The organism is Methylobacterium sp. 10 (assembly GCF_000519085.1).
GTDB lineage: Bacteria > Pseudomonadota > Alphaproteobacteria > Rhizobiales > Beijerinckiaceae > Methylobacterium.
Map to the genome: position 1 here is coordinate 1,198,896 of NZ_KI912577.1, position 20,084 is coordinate 1,218,979.

The window sequence follows — 20,084 nt, forward strand, 5'->3', positions numbered from 1 at the left end:
TCGCTCGAACCGACGGGGCGCGTGAAACCTGCCACGGGATCGCGCGCCGTGACGAGGAAAATCTCAGCCGCCCACGCCCACGGCGAGTCCCATCAGCATGGCGATGCCCAGCACCAGGACGAAGGCTCCGGCCAGAAGCTCGAGTCCTCCCACCGCGATGGCCCCGGCCGAGCCCCGGCCGCCCGCGAGACGTAGAGCCAGGGCCTTGGCGAAGACCGCGAGACTGGCGAGCAGTCCGGTGGTGAGGGCCGTGCCCAAAGCCATGGCGAAGGTCGCCGCGATGCCCGCCGCGAGGATGCCCTGCGAGGCGGAGAAGACGAGGATGAGAATCGCGCCGGCGCAGGGGCGTGAACCGGCCGCGAGTACCACCCCCGCCCGCTCGCGCCACGAATCGAGGCGGCCGATGACGGCCGCGTCGGTGAGGTGGACATGGCCGCAACCGGGAGTGCAGGCGGCCGGGCTCGTGCCGCGAACGAGCGTGGCCAACCGACCGGCCTTCCGCCACGTCACCGTGAGACCGAGGATGGCGACGAGGGCAAAGCTCGCCGTCTCGATCACCGTGCCGGCCCGTGCCATGCCGGCGGCGGTGGCGTTGAGGACGAGGTTGCCGATGACGACGATGGTGATGGCGACGAGGGCCTGCAGCAGTGCGGCGGCAGCACTCAAGGAAAACCCGCGCGCCAGCGCCCGCTCCCCGGCCACGATGTAGCCGGCGATCACCGCCTTGCCGTGGCCCGGCCCGGCGGCGTGGAAGACGCCGTAGCTGAAGCCGATGAGGACCATCGGCCCCCAGCTTCCGCCCTGCTTGATCGCCGCCACGGTGGCTTGCAGACTGCGCGAGAAGCTCGATTGCATGGCGAGCAGCCAGCCGCCGATCCCGGTGGCCGAAGGGGCGGCTTCGCGAAAGCCGATGCCGAAAGGCGAGCGTGGCGGCAGGGGAGCCACGTTGGAGCCGAAGAGCAGCGACACGGCCGCGAGGACCATGGCGATGACGGCAATGGCCGCCAGCGCCAGCGCGATCTGCCAGACGAGCCGGCCACGGCTGTGAGGGGTCGCGGCGACGGCTGCGCCTACGGACATGCGACGATGATCCGGTTGGCGAACTGGGCGCCGTAGTTCGACGCGCTGGTGAGGGCTTCGAAGAACGCTTCCGACAGGCCCGGCTTGGCGTCGGCGGTCTTGGCATCGGCAGTCTTGGCGTCGGCCTGTTTGGGCCGGGTGATCGTGGCCGCGCAACCGGCGGGAGAGCCGACGAGGCGGGCTGTGTCCGCATCCTCGGAGAGGCTGAACGAGACGAAGTAGGTCGGATCGGCAACCTCCAATGCCGCCACCCCACGTCCCTGCGCCACCGGAGACTTCAACGGAAGGAGGAAACTCAGGGTCAGCTTGTCGCCGTCGAGCCGCATGCGCGGCTCGACCGGATCGGCGAAGGTCTGCTCCTTGCCGCCGATCTTGAGCTTGGTGAAGTAGGCGAATTCCGCGAGGCCGGCGGTGTTGTCGGTGGCGAGTCCGGCGAGTTCGTTGGGGGAGACCGTCCCGTCGCCGTTCGCGTCGAGACCTTGTATCGCCGAGGCCGAGTAACTGGCATCGAAGGTCCAGGCATGTCGGATGCCGGTGACCTTGCCACCCTCGCCGTAATCGATCTCCGCCTTCGACGTCACCCAGACATGGGGATGGGCCGATGCCGGTGCGGCAAAGCCCAGGCCGAGGGTGAGCGCCGCCGCCCAGGGGCGAGCGAACGAGCGGGGACGGCGGTGAGCGATCGGCGAAGCCATGCTGGACGCTCGCGATTCAAGGTAAACAAAATCTAAACGCGCGTTGCGAAGCCGACAGGTGATGGCACTGCCGGGCCGAACTCCTCCAATCTCAGTGGGGCGAAAGCGAGGCGTGGTTCGGGGTCAGGCGGCTCTGACGCTGGCGAGGAACCCGGCGATCCGTTCGTCGATGGCGAGGCTCGCCGCCGCCACGCGCCCGGCGACGATCCTCACCGATTCGGCGGCCTGCGCGCTGGAAGCGGCCGCCTCCTCGACGGTGGCGATGCCGCCGGACACCGCGTCGGCGCTGGCTTCGGCATCGGCGACACTGTCGCTGACGCGCGTGCCCGCGATCCGCTGAGCCTCGAGGGCGAGGGCCACGGCCGCATCCGCGCCCGCCATCTGGTCCATCGTTCCGCCGATCGCCTCCACCGCCCGGAGGGTATCCTGCGCGGCGCCCCGCATGGCCTCGATCTGTCCCTTGATCGCCTCGGTGGCGCCCGCCGTCTGGGCGGCGAGCGCCTTCACCTCACCGGCCACCACGGCGAAGCCCCGTCCGGCTTCGCCCGCGCGCGCCGCCTCGATCGTGGCATTGAGGGCGAGGAGATTCGTTTGTGCGGCGACGGTGGCGATGGTCTCGACCACCGTGCCGATCTCACGTCCCGCCTCGGTGAGCAAGGCGGCAGCGCGGCGCGTCGCCGTGACCTCCCGTTGCGCCAGAGCACCCAACCCGTCGCGGATGCGCGACTGCCGGTCGATCGCCTCGCTGCTGCCGGCGACGTCCGCACTGGCGGCGGCGGCCCTGCGCACCTGCTGTCCCGCGCCGGCCGCGCCCTGCGAGACGATCGTGGTCTGGTCCCGCGTGAGCCGCACGGCATCCGATACCGCTTCCGCCGCACCCGCCATGGCCTGTGCCGCGCTCGACAGGTCCTGCGCCACCGACTGAGCTTCCTGCTCGAAAGCCTGCGCAGCCGTCTCCAGGCGGGCGGCCCGCTCGGCTTCCCGTGCGGAATGGGCGAGGGCTCTGGCATCCCCCTCCACCTTCTCGACGATGACCATCCGCAGTACGGCGATGGAGCGGGCCATGGCTCCGATCTCGTCGCGGCGTTCCGTCAAGGGAATTGTCCGCGCGAGGTCCATGGCCGCCAGGGCGTCGATGGCCGAGCCCAGCCGGGCCAGTGGTTGGCGGATCTCCTTGAGGACCAGCCAGAGGGCAAGGCCGAAGCTGGAGAGGATCACCACGCCGGAGGCCGCGAGGCTGATCATGCGGCTCCGCTCGATATCCGCCGCGGCGTCCGCCCGCTCGTCGGCGAGACGCATCAGGGTGTCCTTGCCGATCCGTGTGATTGCGGAGACCATCCTCGCGCGGCTCGCCACGGTCGCTTCGTCCGTGCCCTGGATGAGTGCGGCCTTCGGGGAAATGGTGAGGCCGAGTTCCGCCGTGTCGGTCTGATAGGCCAGGAACTCCTTGAGCATCAGATCGAGCTTGAGGCGGTCCGCATCGGAGACATGCCCGGCGATCAGGCCGAGAAAGACGTCCTTCTGCCGGGCGACCTCGGCGAGGGCGGCCTTCAGGGAGCCGAACTTGGCCTTGGCGTCCTCCTTATCGTCTGCCGTGTAGACCGTCGTCGCCGCGACCACGGTGCGTTCGATCTCAAGGGCGAGGCCCTGGGCCGACAGGGCGCGTTCCCAGACCGAATTCATCTCGGCCGTCCGCGCCTGCTGATGCAGGACCATGCGATCGTTGAACAGGGACAAGGCGCAGGCACCGAGCGCCAGAAGCCCCATCACAGCCGCGAGTTTGTTGCCGAGGGAGAGGCGCATGGACTCGTTCCGTCATCGAGAGCTTTCCCGAAGCTGATGAGGGCACCAACCTTGACGGGAGTTTAAATCGAGGCGGCTAACGAATTGGAATTCCTCATGAAAACGGACGAGGCCGCCCATTTTGGGGCGGCCTCCGGTTTCGGTGTCTGGCGAGGATGCCTGAAAAGCGTGGTTCAGTAGGCCGTGGAATCGGCCGAGGCGACGTCGACCCGGTCGCCGCTGCGCGAGAAGGCGATGGTGGTCTCGCGCCCGTCCGAGCCGAGGGTGCCGGGCACCGAGAGATGCACCGTCTGCTCGGGGTTGAGGGTCGTCACGAGACGGATCACCTGCGGCTGATCGTGGCCGGAATTGACGCTGGCCAGGGTGGCGACGACGCGGTAGCGGCCGTTCTCCACCGTGTAATAGGCCGAACCGCGATAGGCGCCGAGATCGACGCTCTGGGCGCTCGCGGGCGAAAGCTCGGTCGCCATGGAGGCCGTGGCGGAGGCGAGGGTGAGGGCTACGGCGATGAGGACTTTGGACGAGATGCGCATGATGAGGAACCTGTGCGGTTACTGTCCGCCGGGAGTGCCCGTTCGGAGAGCCGGTTGCACCGGGAGATCGACATATGCGGATTTCACGCTGCGTTGCGAAGAGTGAAATGTTGCAACGCGTCAATGCCAAAAATGCATGGCTCAGGAGATAACAACTAAGAGCATGCTTGGGACGCACGGCTCAATAGTCCTGAGGACCAAACCTCCTTCTCCCCAGACCGGACGGGTCCGGCAGCCGAGTATGGATACCATCCGGGACAGGGTTCGAGAGGGTCCATGCCGCAGTGCAGCATGCGTGCCCTATCGGTCACGCCGGGTCAGCGCGGCGATCTCGGCTTCTTCCGCCGGGCTCAGCTTGGTCTCGTGATCCGCACGCCGGCGCGACAGCCGCCAGAGCCCGAAGACGCCGAGGCCGAGGGCCATGAGGGGCGTCAACCAGAGAAGAAGCGTGTGCAGGGCGAGGACGGGGCGCAGCAGCACGTATTCGCCGTAACGGCCGACCACGTAATCCTGTACCTGCCGGTCGTCGTCCCCCGCTTTCAGTCGCTCCCGCACGATCAGCCGAAGATCCCGCGCCAGGGGCGCGTCGGAATCGTCGATGGACTGGTTCTGACAGACGAGGCACCGCAGGCCGGAGGAGATGTCGCGCGCCCGCGCTTCGAGCTTGGCGTCCGGCAGGACCTCGTCCGGCTGGACGGCCAGGACTGTCCCCGACGAGCCGGCGAGCAGCATGAGGGCGACGAGCGCACGAGGGAGACGAGCCGCGCTCATTCGGCCGGCGCCATGCTGCCGGGTAGCGCCTTGGCCTTCTCCTTCGCCCGCGCCGGCGCTCCCACCCGCATCCTGCGGTCGGTGAGGGACACCGCCCCGCCGAGCGCCATGACCACCGAGCCGAGCCAGATCAGCAGCACCAGGGGCTTGTAGTAGAGCCGCAGGCCGATGGCCCCGCCGGGGACCATCTCGCCGAGGCTGGCATAGACCTGGCTGACGCCGACGGTGAGCAGGCCGGATTCCGTCACGTTCATCTTGCGGCTCGGATAGAACCGCTTGCCCGTCTCCACGGTGCCGACGAAGTCGCCGGCCGTGTTGCGGATGGTGAGGAAGGCCGTCGTCTCCTCGTAATTCTCCCCCGTGCGCGGGCCGACGCGGTCGAGGGTCGCCGTATAGGGGCCGGAGGCGAGGGATTCACCCGGCCTTACCGTGCTCAGGGCTTCCGTGGCCCAACCTTGGGCGGCGATGCCGAGGACTACGATTCCGACGCCCGCATGGGCCAGCGCCGTGCCCCAGGCCGAGCGTGGCAGGCCGAGCGCCCGGCGCAGAACGGCGCCGGCCGTCCGCGCCCGGCTGTTGCCGTAGCCGCGGGCTCGCGACACGATCTCCATGGCCGAGCCGACGATCAGGTAGGCGCCGAGGCCGATGCCGATGGGCGCCATCATCGGGCCGCCCCAGGTCCAGGCCAGCACGGCGAGGCCGACGACGAGGGCGACGCCCATGGCGGCGAACAGGCGCTGGGAGGCGGCGTGCACGTCGCCGCGCTTCCAGGCCAGGGTCTGGCCGAAAGGGACGATGAGGAGGAGCGGGATCGCCAGGGGAATGAAGGTGTAGTTGAAGAAGGGCGGCCCCACCGAGATCTTCTCGGAGGTCAGGGATTCGAGGAGCAGCGGGTAGAGCGTGCCGACGAAGACCGTGGCGCAGGCGGCGGCGAGGAACAGGTTGTTCATCACCAAAGCGCCCTCGCGCGAGATCGGCGCGAACAGGCCACCCTGCCGCAGCATCGGCGCCCGCCAGGCGAAGAGGCTGAGCGAGCCGCCGATGAACAGGATCAGGATGGCGAGGATGAAGACGCCGCGCGTCGGGTCGGTGGCGAAGGAATGCACCGAGGTGAGGACGCCCGAGCGCACGATGAAGGTGCCGAGGAGCGACAGCGAGAAGGTGAGGATGGCGAGCAGCACCGTCCAGACCTTGAGCGCGTCACGCTTCTCCATGACCACGGTGGAATGGAGGAGCGCCGTGCCCGCGAGCCAGGGCATCAGCGAGGCGTTCTCCACCGGATCCCAGAACCACCAGCCGCCCCAACCGAGCTCGTAATAGGCCCAATAGGAGCCCATCGCGATGCCCAGGGTCAGGAAGCTCCAGGCGATCAGCGTCCAGGGCCGCACGGCGCGGGCCCAGACCGCGTCGATGCGGCCGTCGATGAGTGCCGCGATGGCGAAGGCGAAGGTGATCGAGAAGCCGACATAGCCGACGTAGAGGAGCGGGGGATGGATCGCGAGGCCGAAATCCTGCAGCAGCGGATTGAGGTCGTTGCCCTCGACCGGCGCCGGGCTCACCCGCATGAACGGGTTCGAGGTCGTGATGATGAACAGCACGAAGACGAAGGTGATAAGACCCTGGACCGCCAGGGTGTTGGCGCGAAGGACCGGCGGGACCGAGTTCCGCGCCACGGCGACCAGGGCGCCGAACAGGGCCAGGATGAGGACCCAGAGCAGCATCGAGCCCTCGTGGTTCCCCCATACGCCCGAGAGCTTGTAGAGGAAGGGCTTGGCCGTATGCGAGTTCTCGATCACGTTCTGGACCGAGAAGTCCGAGGTGGCGTGGGCGTAGGTGAGTGCGCCGAACGAGAACAGGATGCAGGCGAAGGTGCCGAGCGCCGCCGGCGTCGCCACGGCGCGCAGGGCCGCGTCGCCCGAGCGGGCGGCCCAGACAGGCATCACCGCCTGGACCAGGGAAAGCGCCAGCGCCAGCGCCAGCGCGAAATGTCCGACCTCGATCAGCACGTCGGATTGTCCTTCCTCATCGTCATACCGGTCATCGTTCGCTGCGCCGTCCGAGATTCGGCTCGCCGTCGGCGGTCGTCACGCCCTCGGCGGCGCCTTTCCCGGCGGAGGCTCCTTTGGAGCTGCCTTCCTGCCACCGTCCCTGCGCCTTGAGCGCATCGGCGACCTCGCGGGGCATGTAGGATTCGTCGTGCTTGGCCAGCACGGTATCGGCGCGGAAGATGCCGCCCGGTTCGAGCCGCCCCTCGGCGACGATGCCCTGGCCTTCGCGGAACAGGTCCGGCAGCAGGCCGCGATACTGGACCTGGACCGTCGCGTTGGTATCGGTCACGGCAAAATCGATGTTCTGGTCCGGGCCGCGCTGGAGCGAGCCTTCCTTGACCAGCCCGCCGAGACGGAAGCGGGTGCCCGGCGCCACGCCCTGGGCTGTGACTTCGGTGGGGGACCTGAAGAACACGATTGATCCGCTCATGGCGGACAGGATCAGGCCGAGGGCCAGGGCGAGCACGGCACCGCAGGCGGCGATCAGGATCAGGCGGCGGCTCTTGCGAGTCACGAGTTTCGTCCCGTTTCTGTTCCGGCGCCTCATCGTTGGGCGCTGAGGAGACCCGGAATGGCAGATCCGGCTGTCCTGTCGTCTAGCGTGTATCGGGTTTCGGCCCCATGGCTTTCCGGGTCAAGGGCCGTGGCCGGGGCGGATTGTCAGGGGGCGTCCTGCGTCCCGGCCCGCATCACGGCTTGTCGTCGCCGCCGCGCAGGCCGAGTTCCTGGGCGAGGATGTCGAGCTTCTCCATGGCGCGGGCATCCGGGCTGAGGGCCATGCGGCCGCGGTCGAGGGCATGGCTCGCCTGCTGGCGCTCGCCCAATACGCTGTACGAACGCACGAGACGCAGCCAATCATCCACCGTGCCGCCCTTCGAGGCGAGGCGCCGGTCGAGGCCGGCGACCATGCCGCGGATGGCCGCATCCCGCTCGGGCGCGGGCATCGCCTTCACGGCGGCCACGGCGGCATCCGTCCCGGCGCGCTCGGCCGCATCCGCGGCGGTCACCGTCGGCGCGGGCGCGGAGGCGAGGCCGAACTCGCGGGCGAGTTCGTCGAGCTTGGCGCCGGCCTCCGCATCGGTCCCGATCGCGGTCCGGGCCCGGTCGAGGGTCGCCTTCATTTTCTCGCGATCACCGAGCACGCCGTAGGACCGGACGAGCCGCACCCACTCGTCGGCGGTGCCGCCCTTCTCGGACAAGCGACGGTCGAGACCCTCCACCATGCCCCTGATCGCCGCGTCACGATTGGCGGCGGGCATCGCCTGGAGCGCGGCGGCGGCGCCCGCCTCGGGGGGCTTGGCCCGGGAGGCTTCCGGGCCGGCCACGTCGGGCTTGGTCGTCGCGGAGGGAGCCTCGCCTTGCAGGCGGGTCAGGGTCTCGCGGACCAGGGGCAGCCAGGGCGCATCGGCCGGAGCATTCTCCGTCAGCGCGGTCAGCCGCCGGATCGCGCCGGGGATGTCGCCTTCGAGTTCGGCGGCGCGCGCGAGATAGAAGCGCGGCTTGGCGGCGCCGGCATCGAGGCTCGCCGCGCGTTCGAAGATCTCTTTCGCGCGAGGCGTCACGGTTCCGTTGGCGCCGGCGACCAGGGCCTCTCCCCAATCGGAGAGGCGCTGCGGCGACTCGCCGAGCACGCGAGTCGCCGCCTCGTAGGCATGGGCCGCATCGTCGAAGCGTCCGAGGCGGACATAGACCGGTGCGAGCACCGACCAGCCGCGGCCATCGCTCGGATCGCTGGCGAGCCGTGCCTCGATCTGGCCGATGGCCTTGAGCATGTCCTGTCCGCCGGACTGCACCGCCTGCCGGTCGGAGGCCGTCTGGGACGGCATGTGCGGCGAGCCGTAGAGCCCGTAGGCGATGAGCGCCACGAGGGGGATCGTCGAGAGCGCGAAGGCCGAGGCCGCGCGACGCTGGCGCAGGGCCGGCTCGGCGATCCCGTCGGAGACGGATTCGGGGGTCTCGCGGCTGGCGCGCAGAAGGCGGCGGGCCGCCTCGGTGCGGGCGGCCTCGGCCTCACCGGGAGCGATCAGCCCCCGCGTCAGGTCGCGCTCGATCTCGCGGAGCTGATCTTCGTAGAAGCCGGTTTCGGTGGCGAGCGCTCCGGCCTGAGGCGGGGGAGCGGCGTCCGCCCGCCGTGCCTTCGACCACAGGGACATCGGCCAGAGCAGGGCCAGCACGGTGCCCCCCGTCATCACCGCCAGTATGAACCAGATCGCCGTCATCTCACCCCGAACTTATGCCACACCATGTAAGCGCCGGACGGGTCCGAGCGCAGGGACCGGTCCGGCGACACGGTGTCACGCGAACCTGTGCCGTTTCAGGCGACGCCGGCCCAAGCGGCATCCCCGCCTGAAACACCATTCGGGACGTTTCGCATAGTCCGGCGCTCATCCGGCGCTCATCCCGCGCTGGCATTCGGCGCGTCTCCGGGCACCTCGATCACGGCCCGGACGCCTCCGAGCGTCGCTTCCTCCAGGCGGAACCGGCCGCGATAGAGGGCGGCCAGATCGGCGACGATGGAAAGGCCGAGGCCCGAGCCCGGCTTGGTCTCGTCGAGCCGCCGGCCGCGGCCGAGCACCGCCGCGCGGTCTTCCGGCTGCAGGCCCGGCCCGTCATCCTCGATGGAGACGAGGAGGTGGGGATAATGGTGCTCGCTCACCGTCTCCGCCCGGATCGAGACCCGGCCGCGCGCCCATTTCGAGGCGTTGTCGACGAGGTTGCCGATCATTTCCTCGAAATCCTGGCGCTCGCCGCGAAAGCGCAGGCCCGGCGGCACGTGGACCTCGTAGGCGATGTCCTTGTCGCGATAGATCTTGCCGAAGGTACGCACGAGGCCCGCGAGGGCCGGCTCCACTTCGGTGGAGGTGCCGAGGGTGCCGGCCAAGGCCGCCGCCCGCGCCCGGTCGAGGTGGTAGTTCACCTGGTCGCGCATCACCGCCGCCTGCTCGCGGATCTTGAAGGCGAGGTCTTCCTGGGCGTCGCTGGCGCCGACCTCGTTGACGATGATCGACAGGGGCGTCTTCAGGGCGTGGGCGAGGTTGCCCACCTGGGTGCGCGCCCGTTCCAGGATCTCTCGGTTGGTCTCGATCAGCAGGTTCACCTCGCCGGCGAGGGGCGCGATGTCGCGGGGATACTCGCCGTCGATCCGGTCGGCCTCGCCCCGGCGGATCGCGCCCAAAGCCGTGCGGAGCTTGGCCAGGGGCGCCAGTCCGAAACGGATCTGCAGCAGGGTCGTCAGCGCCAGGAACAGGCCGAGCAGGCCGAACGTCACCATCAGCGAGAAGCGGAAGCGGCCGACATCGTTCTCGATCTCGTCGGCCGGGCCGGCGACACGCACGGTGTAGCGTCCCTCCTCGCCGAGATCGACGTCGCGCTCGATGATGCGCAGGGGCCGGTCGTCCTGGGCCTTGCCGTAACCCTGGCGGATTTGGCCGATCCCGGCATTGTTGTCCGGGGTGCCCGCCGGCTTCAGGGGCACGCCGACGAGGGAGCGGGAGGTGCGCAGGTCGCGCGGGCGCGCATCCGGCCGCCCCACCTGCCAGTACCAGCCCGAGAGCGGCAGGTCGAAGCGCGGGTCGCTCAGGTTGAAGGAGCGGCTCTCGGGATCGTTGGGCGAGACGAGGTCGGTGGCGAGGTTGTTGGCGTAGACGAGGAGCCGGCTGTCGAAGGAGCGTTCGGTGTTCTCGCGGTAGAGCGTGGTGAGGATCCAGGCCGCGATCAGCAGGATCGCCGAACTCGCGATCAGAGCGGAGCCCGCCAGGCGCACGGCGATGGAGCGCCGCCGGAACGGCAGCCAGGAGGGAAAGGCGGTCATCTCGGCGTGGCGGTCATAGGGGCTATGCCCAGGTACACGAGAGGGGCCGGCAACGCGCGCTCCGCGAAGCATGGAGGTGGTGTAGACGGCCTGTCCATATTATGTACATGTCTCGTGGAAGGGGAACGGACCATGGCTCTTCATATTCGCGACGAAGAAGCGGACCGCCTCGTGCGCCGTCTCGCTGAGCGCAAGCACATTTCACTGACGGACGCCATCAAGCTCGGCGTCGGCAACGAGCTCAAGCGCGAGGACGAGAAGCTTTCCTTGTGGGAGCGTATTCGTCCGATCCGGGAACGCATTGCCCAATCCCCCTCAACGGGTTTGGAGGCGGACAAAGCGTTCTACGACGAACTCAGTGGTGACATCTGATGTACGTCGATTCCTCTGCGATCGTCGCGATGATGACCGACGAACCGGAAGGTCAAAGACTATCAGTGCATCTCGAAGCAGCAACTCACCGCTTCACGTCGGCGCTCGCCATATACGAAGCTGCGCTTGCCATCCGTCGCAAGCGGCTTCGGCCGATGGTGACGATCCAGGCCGATATCACGATGTTCTTGGACGCGACGGATACACGGGTGGTTCCCGTTCCTGGCTCGGCGGCGGATCGGGCTCTGAGCGCCTTTGAACAATTTGGCAAAGGAACCGGCCATCCCGCTCAGCTGAACATGGGAGATTGCTTCTCCTACGCCATGGCGAATCTCCACGGCGTTCCTCTCCTCTTCAAGGGCCAGGATTTCATCCACACCGACATCGCGCAGGCTCCGGCCTGAACCCCACCGAGGCTACACCCGAGGCGCGGGCTGGTTCGGGTCGACGAGGTAGCCGAGGCCGCGCACGGTCTGGATCAGGTCCACCGCGAGCTTCTTGCGCAGACGTCCCACGAAGACCTCGATCGTGTTGGAATCCCTGTCGAAATCCTGGTCGTAGAGATGCTCGGTCAACTCGGCGCGGGAGACCACGCGGCCGGTATGGTGCATCAGGTAGGCGAGCAGGCGGTATTCGTGGCTCGTGAGCTTGATCGGGTTGCCGTCCACGTAGACGCGGCCCGAGCGGGTATCGAGCACGACCGGCCCGCAGGAGATCTGGCTCGTGGCATGGCCGGTGGCACGGCGCAGGAGCGCGCGCACGCGGGCCATCAGCTCCTCCATGTGGAAGGGCTTGGTCACGTAATCGTCGGCCCCGGCATCGAAGCCGTCGACCTTGTCCGACCAGCGGTCGCGGGCGGTGAGGATGATGACCGGCGTCTTGATGCCGGCGCGGCGCCATTTCTGCAGCACGGTGACGCCATCCGCCTTCGGCAGGCCCATGTCGAGGATGATCGCGTCGTAGGGCTCGCTCTCGCCGAGATAGGCGCCCTCTTCGCCGTCGAAGGCCTTGTCGGCGACGTAGCCGGCCTCCTCGAGTGCGTTGACCACTTGCCGGTTGATGTCCCGGTCATCCTCGACGACGAGCAGACGCACTGCGATTCACTCCCAAGATGAGGCGGCGGTGAAGCCCCCGTCGCGGAGAACGATAGGCGCCCCCGCCTTTATTTGCCGATAACCCGCCCGGTGGTGGCATCCACCAGCACGTGGACGAACTGTCCGTCGCGGCGCAAGGCCGTCAGGAGATAGGCGAGGCCGTCCTCGTACCGGCAGAGCCGGGCGCGCTGGATCTCGGCCCGGGAGATCACCGTCCGCGCGGCGCGGATCGCCGCCACCGGCTCGATCACCCGCTTGTCCGCCACCGCCTCGCGCAGGTCAGCCGGGCTGAGACAGCTCTCGCTCGGCGGGACCGGGTGCATGGGCGCCGAGACCTCGGCCGTTCCGGACGTCATCGTCCCCTCCGCCAGCGTGCGAATCGGCCCCGTCGCGAAGGCCGCGACGGTCAGGCCGATGAACAGCAGGGCGAGAAGGATGCGCATGAGCTGAGTCAATGGTCGTCGGGCACTGAATGCGCCCTGAATGCGGGTTCGGTCGAGCCCCCTATCCGAACGATCGGATCATGGCGCGACATGCGGTGAGCGGGCAAGCGGATGGCGCGCCCTCCGGTTCCCCGACAGCGGCGTCACGAGGGGCCGGCGCGCTGCGCGACGAGGCGCTGCAGGGCGAGGCCGAGGAGGTGCTGGCGGTCGACATGGTCGAGGGCCACCCGGCACAGGTCTGTCATAGAGCGCTCGAAGCGGGTCTCGGCGGCCCGAAGGCGGCCGGAGGCGGCGCGCAGGCGCGAGGAGGATGGGAAGAGACGGGTCATCGGGGCGATCTCCGAGGGAGGGGCACGCGAAGTGGGCCGCGTCATCGGCCCTCGGGGCGGGGTTCCGACAGGCGGCGCAGGATCTCGTCGAACTTCTCCCGCGCCCGCTCGTCGCTGCGGTCGACGCCGTGCGCGATCTCGCTCGCGAGACGGGAGAGGTCTTCGAGCACCCGCGTCCGGCTCTCGATGGCCAGCGCCACGGCGGAATTCGCCTGGGAGGCCCGTTCCAAGGCCGTCGCGGTGGCGCCGGCATCACCGATGCGGGCCTCCTGGGAGCGGCCCACCTCCCGGTGGAGGTGCAGGCAGGCCAAGCCGAGAAGCGTGGCGACGATCCAACCCGCGCCCTCTTCCGAGAACAGCAGGCGGGCGGCTTCGAGCGTGATCCTGTCCATGGGAACCCTCTCTCTCCCGCTGCCCGCGGAGCGCGACTCAGGTCGCCGACGCCCGGTCCCGGCCGGCCCGCAGGGCGTCGAGGGCGGGGGGCAGGGTGTTGCCGGTGGTGGCCTCCTCGTCGAGGGGCAGGCTGCGGAAGACCTTCTCCGCCAGCCCCTCCGCCCCGCCCGCCGCCGTCACCAGCCAGGCCGGCGCCTGGTCGAGCGCCCGCTGGACCGCCCGCGCGATCACCGCCGAACCCACCGGCACCGACAGAATCCGCCCGCGTACCGCGCCGGCGACCGCGTTGACCGCGTAATCGCCGACGTTGCGCACGAGGCGCTCGACGAGGGAGGTCGTGATCAGGACCTGCAACGGGCCTGCGATCCACGCCAATGCGGCGGTCGCGGCGGTGATCGCCAGGGGCACCAGGAAGGCGGTGATCAGTTGGGCCAGCGCAATCGCGCCGTCGCCCCAGGGCAGGAGGATGGCGGCATCCGTGGGCGAGGCCATGCAGGGCGAGGCGGCGCAGGAGGAGAGGAGCGCGGCAAGGACGGTAAGGACGAGGGGCGAGGATTTCATGGCGATCTCCGGGATGCGGCAGGGGGAGGGGACCGGGTTCTCCGGGTTCAGGCGCGGGCGCCGAACAGAGCCCGGAACGAGGCCTTGAGGCGCTCCCAGGCGCCCGCCGACGCGGCGCTTCGCTGCGGCGGCGCGGGCCGCACCGAGGGCGTGCGGGGGAGGGGGCGGCGCTCGGAACCGATGGCCGGGTTCGGAACGATCCCCGACCGTTCCTCCGGTCGCTCCCTCACCGGGCCGGCCGGGCGCGGGATCACCGTGGGATCGGTGGAGCGGGCGCGCGGCAGGGAGGTCGCGTAGGGCGTGCGGAACTGGTCGTATTCCGCCCGCCGGCGCGGGATCAGGGAGGAGGGCCGGTTCCACATCAAGATCGCTTCGGCGGCGCCCGCGCGGTCACCGGCCTTCAGGCGCCGCACGACGGTCGAGCGACGGAACGCACCCTCGCCGATGTTGAAGCAGAGGGAGACCAGGGCATCGAAGGCATGGTCGGGCAGATCGTCGGGCACCGCCGCCGCGACGGTGCGCACGAAGCGGCCGACATCGCGGGCGAAGACGGCGTCGCATTCCGCCGCCGTCAGGCGCAGGCCCGGTGTCACCACGGGTGGCCCCGCCGCGCTGGTATGGCCGATGCCGATGGTCCAGATGCCGACGGAATCGCGGTAGGCGTCGAGGCGCCGTCCCTCGCGGGCGACGAGCACGGCACTGCCGATGGCGCTGAGGTCCATGGTTCACTCCGGGGTTGGGAACGGGGGGAGGCGCGGCGTCCTGCGACGCGCGAACCCGGGAGGACGCCGCCTCCCGGGCGGTTCAGGGCATTGCGAGGCCCCAGAACGCCGTGTCGGCGGCGAGGATGCCGCCCTCGGCGCCGGTGAAATGCGCGAACACCTCCACCGTGTCGCCGGCGGCGAGAGCGAGGGTCGCCGTGAGGGCGAGGGTCGAGACGCCGTCGACGAGAGAGGTCGCGCCCGCCCGGTGGCGCGGGGACGCCGCGCCGTTGCGGTGGAATCGGGCCTGGAGCGCGCTGGGCGACGCGCTGCCGATCCTGCGGAAGGCGAGGCCCGCGCCGAACGTGTAGGTGCCGGCCTCGGGTGCGACGAACCGGTTCGTGGCGGGCACGAACGCGCCCTGGTCGTTCACCTCGGCGGTGTTGAACGCCACCTTGGTCCAGGCGCCCGCCGGGATCGTCGTGTCCGCGCTCATGGCGGCTGCGAACCGGGGCAGGTTCGTGAGGCGGGACCAGCGCGTCCCGTTGTAGCCCCTGAACGCGGCGGCGGTGCCGTCGAACAGGATCTGCCCGGGCGCGAGGCCCTGGCTGGGCGTGCCGGTGCGGGAGACGAGTTCGAGGGCGCCGTTGCCCCTGAACTTGACCACGGACCGGCGCGTGCTCGTGCCGATCTCCGTCGTTTGGAAATCGACCAACGTGCCCTGTGCCGTGGCCGTGAAATCCTCCTCGGCGAGGCCGTTGAAGGTGACCATGTTGCCGGAGAACCCACCCGTCGCCTGGTAGCCCCGGCCGAAGAAACCGAAGAACCGGTCTCCGGCGAGGATGCCGGCGGGGGCGGCCGGGGTGCCGCGGGCGATGCGCGTGGTGATGTTGGCCACCGGCGAGCCGGCGGCGTAGCATTCGAGCTGGAGCAGGGCGGAATTCGACGAGCCCGAGACGAAGAGCGGCGCTGTCGGCACCGGGCCGCCCGGCGAAGCGGCCGAACCGAATCCGACGAAGCCGCTATTCCCCAGCGCCCGCCAGGCATGGGCCCAGTTCGTCCCGTCCGCCGAGACCTTCGCCGTCAGGCTGTCGTCGCCCACGAGGCCGATCTCGGCGCGTGCCGAGAATCCGGTTTGGAGCAGGAGCGACAGGACGTTGCCCGTAGCCGCCTTGTTCAGGGCCAATCGCAGGTCGCCGGTGCCGCCCTCCGCCGTGGCGCGCGCCGTCCACAGGGCCTTGTTGAGCTTGGCCGCGAAGGGGTTCTCCGCATCCGCTTCGGTGCCGAGGCCGAGGAGGGCGAGGTTCCGCAGGACCGAGAGGGTCCCGGCGAGGCCGGTCCAGGCGGTGCCGTCGAAGCGGTAGAAGGCGTCCTCGTCCGCCAGATAGGCGAGCCACCCGGCCCTCGGCGCCAGCCCGTTCCAGACACCGTCCTGGAAATGGACGATGCGGCCGGAGAGCCCGGTCCAGGCGCCGGTGGGCGCGGCGCCGGCGACGAGGTAGCGGTCTCCCTCCGCGGGGGCCGGCGGCGGGGCCGTCAGGTCCTTGTCCAGGCAGGCGAGCTGCACGAGCCTGTCGAGGACCAGCAGGGCCTCGTTGTGGGTGACGTGTTTTCCCGCCTGCGCCGCCGCGATCAGCGGCAGGGCGAGGTTGTCTGTCGTCAGCGACATAGGGGAGACTCCGGGTCGGTCGGGTCGCTCAGGCGGAGCGCACGGGCAGGAGGGCGCGGCGGCCCGGGCCGGGGCCGGCGACGGTGCCGACCTGGGCGACGCTCACGTCGAGGCGTGTCTGAGGCGCGCCGAAATCGGCGGCCTCGTCGGCGGTGGCGTAGAGAAGCGCCGGCTCGGTCGTCCGGGCAATCCGCAGGGTCGATCCGTCCGCCGCGTGGATCTCGACGAGGTAGGTCTCGCCCGGTTCGTCCTGCGGGATGTCCATCGGCTCCCAGCCATCGGCGTCCCGCCGCGCCCGGCGGAGCCAGGACAGCCTGATCCCGCCGGCCTCGCGCCGCGCGGCCGGATGCACCGGCGCGAGCGGACGAAGCGGCAGGAGGCCGGCGCTCGCCTGCAGTTCGACATAGCTCGGATCGCCGGGGTCGCGGGTGGCCGGCCCGATCCGGTAGCGGAACGGCCGGCCCGCCTCGTCGAGCCGGTCCAGCAGGGGTACCACCGCCCCGTCGTCGAGGCGCACCACGAGGCATCCGGCCGGGTTGGTGCGCCGGCTGAGCTCCTCGCTCCCCATCAGGCCGCGCAGCAGCCGGCTGAGGCGATAGGTGCCGGGGCCGATCAGTTCGGCGCCCGCCGCCGCGATGATCTCGATCCGACCATCCTCGCCCACGAGGGCGAACAGGTTGCCGCCGGAGAGCGCATCGCCCTCCCCGATGGAGGACAGGGCACCGGCATGGCGCAGGCGCAGGTCGAGCCGGGTTCCCCGGTCGAAGCGCCAAAGCGGTCCCGGCGGCAGCGTCTCGCCGAGGCAGGCGGGATAATCGCGGCCTTATGGAGCAAATGCACCAAAAAGCACGCTAGGTAAAGGCCTATGCCATCGCCTGTGATGGCAAAATGCAGGACCAGACCCTTATCAACGGATTGCTCGCCAAGCGCGAGGAACTGAGCCGAGAGAACGCCGAGCTGCGCGAGCGCATGGCGATCCTCTCCAACGACATAGAGGCCCTAGATAGGGTGCTGGATGCCTGCGGGTATCGGGGCGAACTGGTAGGCTCCACGCCTCGCGCAGCCCGCATCGTCCTGTTCTACCGCAACGAACTGCGGGACTACCTCTTGGCCGAGATACGCAAGGCGGACGAGCCTCTGACGGCTCGCCAGCTAGCGGTCCTTGTTTGCCAGACAGAGGGCAAGGACGGGCGCGACCGTCGGCTACTGACGGACGTAACCCGCCGCGTCGGCTGCGCCCTCAGACGGATGCGGGCGAGCCGGATGGTCGAGGGGGAGCGGACGAAGGACGGTCAGGTGTGGCGGGCAATGGCGTGGTAGCGGCGATATTTTTCTTGACATCTTTTCGGTTTCGAAGATGGCGTTTTTCAAAATCCCGACCGGGCAGCGGCCGGGATTTTTTGTATGGCGCCAGCAGTTACGGCGTGGAGCGAACGGAAGCTGGCGAGATGGGCGTATCAGCTACTCTTGCCGATAATGCATGATGAACATCAATACGGCGTGCGATTATATTATCGTAAAGCTTGATGAAGAATCATGCCCTTTAAATACGCTCAAGCTTCATAAGCTTTTATATTACGTTCAGGCTTGGCACCTTGCACTACATGATGGAAAGCGCTGATTTGATGCCGATTTCCAGGCGTGGGTACATGGACCTGTAAATCGGAGAATATACGATAGGTTCAAGGAAGGAAAATCGCTGTATTCGTCAATTAAGGTCAGCGATGTGCAAATCGATTTTGACATCGAATCAATCAGTCGCAAGAAGATAAAGCATTGCAATGCGGTATTATAGGTATATGCAGACTACCAGTTGGAGCAGATGACTCACGAAGAACTGCCGTGGATTGAGGCTCGACGTGGATACAGGTCGAGCCAGCGATGCGAAGAAGTAATAGCAGATAGGACTATGCAAGAATATTATAAAGCAAGAGTGGCACGCTAGACTCTGCGATGGCAAAGCCTGTTCTTGTTTCAAGCCCAACCAAAGTACCCGCGCCTCCAAAGCCGCAAAGGGCTGTCCAAGATCAAAAGCTTTGGACATTTTCATTTAGATATTGGAAACAGCACGATTTATTTGGCCTTGGAGTTGTTGATGGATCGTGGCTCGCATCCTTTCTTGAAAAACTTCATGATTTATCAAGCAAGCCAGTAAGCTACATATATTCAGACCCGGCAGTAAAAGTTGCTTGGCGATATCATTCGATTGACTGGAATGCGAAGAACGTTCCTATGGCTCGGTCGGATTTTTCATGGGTCGACGAGGACTATAGGAACAACCCAGAAGAATATGAGTTCTATCAGTTCCAAATATCTATGGCGCTGGGACGCGTTATTGGTTTTTGGGACGAGAACAGAGTTTTCAATATACTTCTTGTTGATAGGATGCACAATTTGCAGCCCAGCAATTATAGTGATTACAAAATCAGAGACTGCCCAGTAGTTGATAATAAGTTTACAGAGCTGCTGGCAACAATGCAGACAAGGATAGATCTATGCCAAAGTGAAGAATGCCATTGCAGAGATATATGCACAGAGTTGCAGCAAGATTTAATTCACAAGCCAGAAAATCCTGCAATTCTAGTGCCTGTCAACACTGAATTATATGGAAAATGCATTAATTGTCTTGATTCTGGGTTAGCAGAATCAATGGCAGATCTTTTGTCTATCGCCGTTGGCTCATTTGAGTAAGGGGAATAGGAGAGTTTTCGGAGATAGCCTGTCTGTCGATCCTCACACATTGCCCCGTTGCCAATACCCCTTCCAAGCCCGGCTGACGGGGGACGCCATCGTCAGGCGGATCGTCTGAGCGAAGGCCGTGCCGTTCGGGAGGCGACGGTTGTCCTCCTTCCAAGCAGCCTCGGCGGCGTACTGGTGAAGGTAGCGGGCGGAGACGAAGTGGTGCTGGCCCGACACCATGCGGCGCAGGCGGGCGAAGAAGCTCTCGGCTTGGTTCGTGTTGGCACCGTCAGCCGAGTAGGCCTCGGAATGGTTGATGCGGCCCATGTCAGGGAAGGCGACGTTCAGGTCGTCCCAGTGACCGGCTTCGTCAGCATAGACCTTGGAGCCCTTGGCGACGTGCTGCTGAGCCAGGGCGACGCCCTCGGCTTCACGCTTGGCGACGAACGTCAGGGTCCGGCCCTTGCGCTGACGCATGACGATCACGACGCGGCGCTTGTCGCTCTGGTTCTCCTTGAGGCGGCGATCCTTGCGATCCTCCTTGCGGTTCTCAGGGCGGACGTGACCGCCGAAGTACGCGCCGTCGATCTCAACCTCGCCGTCGAGGCCAAGGCCAGCCGTCTCAGCCGAAAGGGCCTCGCGCAGCTTGTGAGCAAGGACAAATGCGGTCTTGTAGGACACCGACAGGTCGCGACCGAGTTGCAGGGCCGAGAGGCCCTTCACCGCATTCACGAAGATGGCGACGGCGGCGCACAGGTCCGTGAAGGCCGGCTTGCGCGAAGCGAAGATGGTCCCGCTGGTGACGCTGAACTGCTTGCCGCAGCCCGCGCACTTGAAGCGACGACGGGTCGAGATGTCGTAGTGGTCGAGGCAACCGCAAGCCGGGCACACGGGCTCACCATCCGTCTCGGGCCAGCGAAGGCGCTTGAAGGTCTGGTAGGCCGCGTCCTCGCCGCCCTTGTAGATCGCCTTGAGCGAAAGGGTGCGGGCGGCTGCGGAAAGGAGGAAGTGTGAGGCCATTGCCATCATATCAAATGCTTATGCATCTCATATGATGGCATGAGTGCTTCGTAGTCAAGGGCAAAAGCATCGCGTATGATTG

General features: G+C 67.6%; 22 protein-coding genes. 4 read left to right on the forward strand and 18 right to left on the reverse strand.

Features of this window, described 5'->3' with window-relative positions:
- Positions 1-63: 63 nt before the first annotated feature.
- From K368_RS0105510 to K368_RS0105550, 9 genes are all read right to left on the reverse strand, one after another.
- A complete protein-coding gene (locus tag K368_RS0105510) occupies positions 64-1,080 on the reverse strand; it encodes a nickel transporter (RefSeq protein WP_027171521.1) in 1,017 nt (338 codons plus the stop codon).
- Complete coding sequence (locus K368_RS0105515) at positions 1,071-1,775, reverse strand: DUF1007 family protein (protein WP_027171522.1); 705 nt, start codon at positions 1,773-1,775, stop codon at positions 1,071-1,073. The genes K368_RS0105510 and K368_RS0105515 overlap by 10 nt, the downstream gene beginning before the upstream one ends.
- Before the next feature lie 123 nt (positions 1,776-1,898).
- Entirely contained in the window at positions 1,899-3,578 is a 1,680-nt protein-coding gene (locus K368_RS0105520; protein WP_027171523.1) for a methyl-accepting chemotaxis protein, read from the reverse strand.
- 173 nt (positions 3,579-3,751) lie between these two features.
- Entirely contained in the window at positions 3,752-4,111 is a 360-nt protein-coding gene (locus K368_RS0105525; RefSeq protein ID WP_027171524.1) for a hypothetical protein, read from the reverse strand.
- A gap of 300 nt (positions 4,112-4,411) precedes the next feature.
- The gene (locus K368_RS0105530; RefSeq protein ID WP_027171525.1) at positions 4,412-4,882 is read right to left on the reverse strand and encodes a cytochrome c-type biogenesis protein; all 471 of its coding nucleotides are present in this window, start codon (positions 4,880-4,882) and stop codon (positions 4,412-4,414) included.
- Entirely contained in the window at positions 4,879-6,888 is a 2,010-nt protein-coding gene (locus K368_RS0105535; protein ID WP_027171526.1) for a heme lyase CcmF/NrfE family subunit, read from the reverse strand. Before K368_RS0105535 ends, K368_RS0105530 begins: the two co-directional genes overlap by 4 nt.
- Positions 6,889-6,919: 31 nt before the next feature.
- Positions 6,920-7,444, reverse strand: a complete 525-nt coding sequence (ccmE, locus tag K368_RS0105540) for a cytochrome c maturation protein CcmE (protein ID WP_027171527.1) — start codon at positions 7,442-7,444, stop codon at positions 6,920-6,922.
- A 175-nt stretch (positions 7,445-7,619) separates the two neighbouring features.
- The gene (gene ccmI / locus K368_RS0105545; RefSeq protein WP_027171528.1) at positions 7,620-9,149 is read right to left on the reverse strand and encodes a c-type cytochrome biogenesis protein CcmI; all 1,530 of its coding nucleotides are present in this window, start codon (positions 9,147-9,149) and stop codon (positions 7,620-7,622) included.
- A 176-nt stretch (positions 9,150-9,325) separates the two neighbouring features.
- Entirely contained in the window at positions 9,326-10,741 is a 1,416-nt protein-coding gene (locus K368_RS0105550; RefSeq protein ID WP_027171529.1) for a sensor histidine kinase, read from the reverse strand.
- A 132-nt stretch (positions 10,742-10,873) separates the two neighbouring features.
- On the opposite strand from K368_RS0105550, the gene K368_RS0105555 reads away from it, so the two are divergent.
- Both K368_RS0105555 and K368_RS0105560 read left to right on the forward strand, forming a co-directional pair.
- A complete protein-coding gene (locus K368_RS0105555) occupies positions 10,874-11,113 on the forward strand; it encodes a type II toxin-antitoxin system VapB family antitoxin (RefSeq protein ID WP_027171530.1) in 240 nt (79 codons plus the stop codon).
- A complete protein-coding gene (locus tag K368_RS0105560) occupies positions 11,113-11,517 on the forward strand; it encodes a type II toxin-antitoxin system VapC family toxin (protein WP_027171531.1) in 405 nt (134 codons plus the stop codon). The genes K368_RS0105555 and K368_RS0105560 overlap by 1 nt, the downstream gene beginning before the upstream one ends.
- A 12-nt stretch (positions 11,518-11,529) precedes the next feature.
- Here K368_RS0105560 and K368_RS0105565 read toward each other — a convergent pair whose 3' ends face one another.
- The 8 genes from K368_RS0105565 to K368_RS0105600 all read right to left on the reverse strand — a co-directional run bounded on the left by K368_RS0105565 (position 11,530) and on the right by K368_RS0105600 (position 16,967).
- Complete coding sequence (locus K368_RS0105565) at positions 11,530-12,207, reverse strand: response regulator transcription factor (RefSeq protein ID WP_027171532.1); 678 nt, start codon at positions 12,205-12,207, stop codon at positions 11,530-11,532.
- Between the two features lie 68 nt (positions 12,208-12,275).
- Positions 12,276-12,650: a PepSY domain-containing protein gene (locus K368_RS0105570; RefSeq protein ID WP_027171533.1), complete on the reverse strand. Its 375-nt coding sequence runs from the start codon at positions 12,648-12,650 to the stop codon at positions 12,276-12,278.
- 143 nt (positions 12,651-12,793) lie between these two features.
- Positions 12,794-12,979: a hypothetical protein gene (locus K368_RS0105575; protein WP_027171534.1), complete on the reverse strand. Its 186-nt coding sequence runs from the start codon at positions 12,977-12,979 to the stop codon at positions 12,794-12,796.
- 41 nt (positions 12,980-13,020) lie between these two features.
- Entirely contained in the window at positions 13,021-13,371 is a 351-nt protein-coding gene (locus K368_RS0105580) for a hypothetical protein (RefSeq protein WP_027171535.1), read from the reverse strand.
- A 37-nt stretch (positions 13,372-13,408) separates the two neighbouring features.
- Complete coding sequence (locus K368_RS0105585; RefSeq protein ID WP_027171536.1) at positions 13,409-13,933, reverse strand: hypothetical protein; 525 nt, start codon at positions 13,931-13,933, stop codon at positions 13,409-13,411.
- A gap of 47 nt (positions 13,934-13,980) precedes the next feature.
- Entirely contained in the window at positions 13,981-14,655 is a 675-nt protein-coding gene (locus K368_RS0105590; protein WP_027171537.1) for a lysozyme, read from the reverse strand.
- Between the two features lie 82 nt (positions 14,656-14,737).
- Entirely contained in the window at positions 14,738-16,303 is a 1,566-nt protein-coding gene (locus tag K368_RS0105595; RefSeq protein WP_027171538.1) for a DUF2793 domain-containing protein, read from the reverse strand.
- Between the two features lie 28 nt (positions 16,304-16,331).
- Positions 16,332-16,967 (reverse strand): hypothetical protein, encoded by a 636-nt coding sequence (locus K368_RS0105600; RefSeq protein ID WP_027171539.1) that lies wholly within the window; start codon positions 16,965-16,967, stop codon positions 16,332-16,334.
- A gap of 224 nt (positions 16,968-17,191) precedes the next feature.
- Here K368_RS0105600 and K368_RS0105605 point away from each other — a divergent pair, with 224 nt between their 5' ends.
- A complete protein-coding gene (locus tag K368_RS0105605; protein WP_027171540.1) occupies positions 17,192-17,623 on the forward strand; it encodes a hypothetical protein in 432 nt (143 codons plus the stop codon).
- 633 nt (positions 17,624-18,256) lie between these two features.
- Positions 18,257-18,994: a hypothetical protein gene (locus K368_RS26490; protein WP_155935026.1), complete on the forward strand. Its 738-nt coding sequence runs from the start codon at positions 18,257-18,259 to the stop codon at positions 18,992-18,994.
- Between the two features lie 42 nt (positions 18,995-19,036).
- Here K368_RS26490 and K368_RS0105610 read toward each other — a convergent pair whose 3' ends face one another.
- Entirely contained in the window at positions 19,037-20,002 is a 966-nt protein-coding gene (locus K368_RS0105610; RefSeq protein WP_027171541.1) for an IS1595 family transposase, read from the reverse strand.
- Positions 20,003-20,084: the final 82 nt, after the last annotated feature.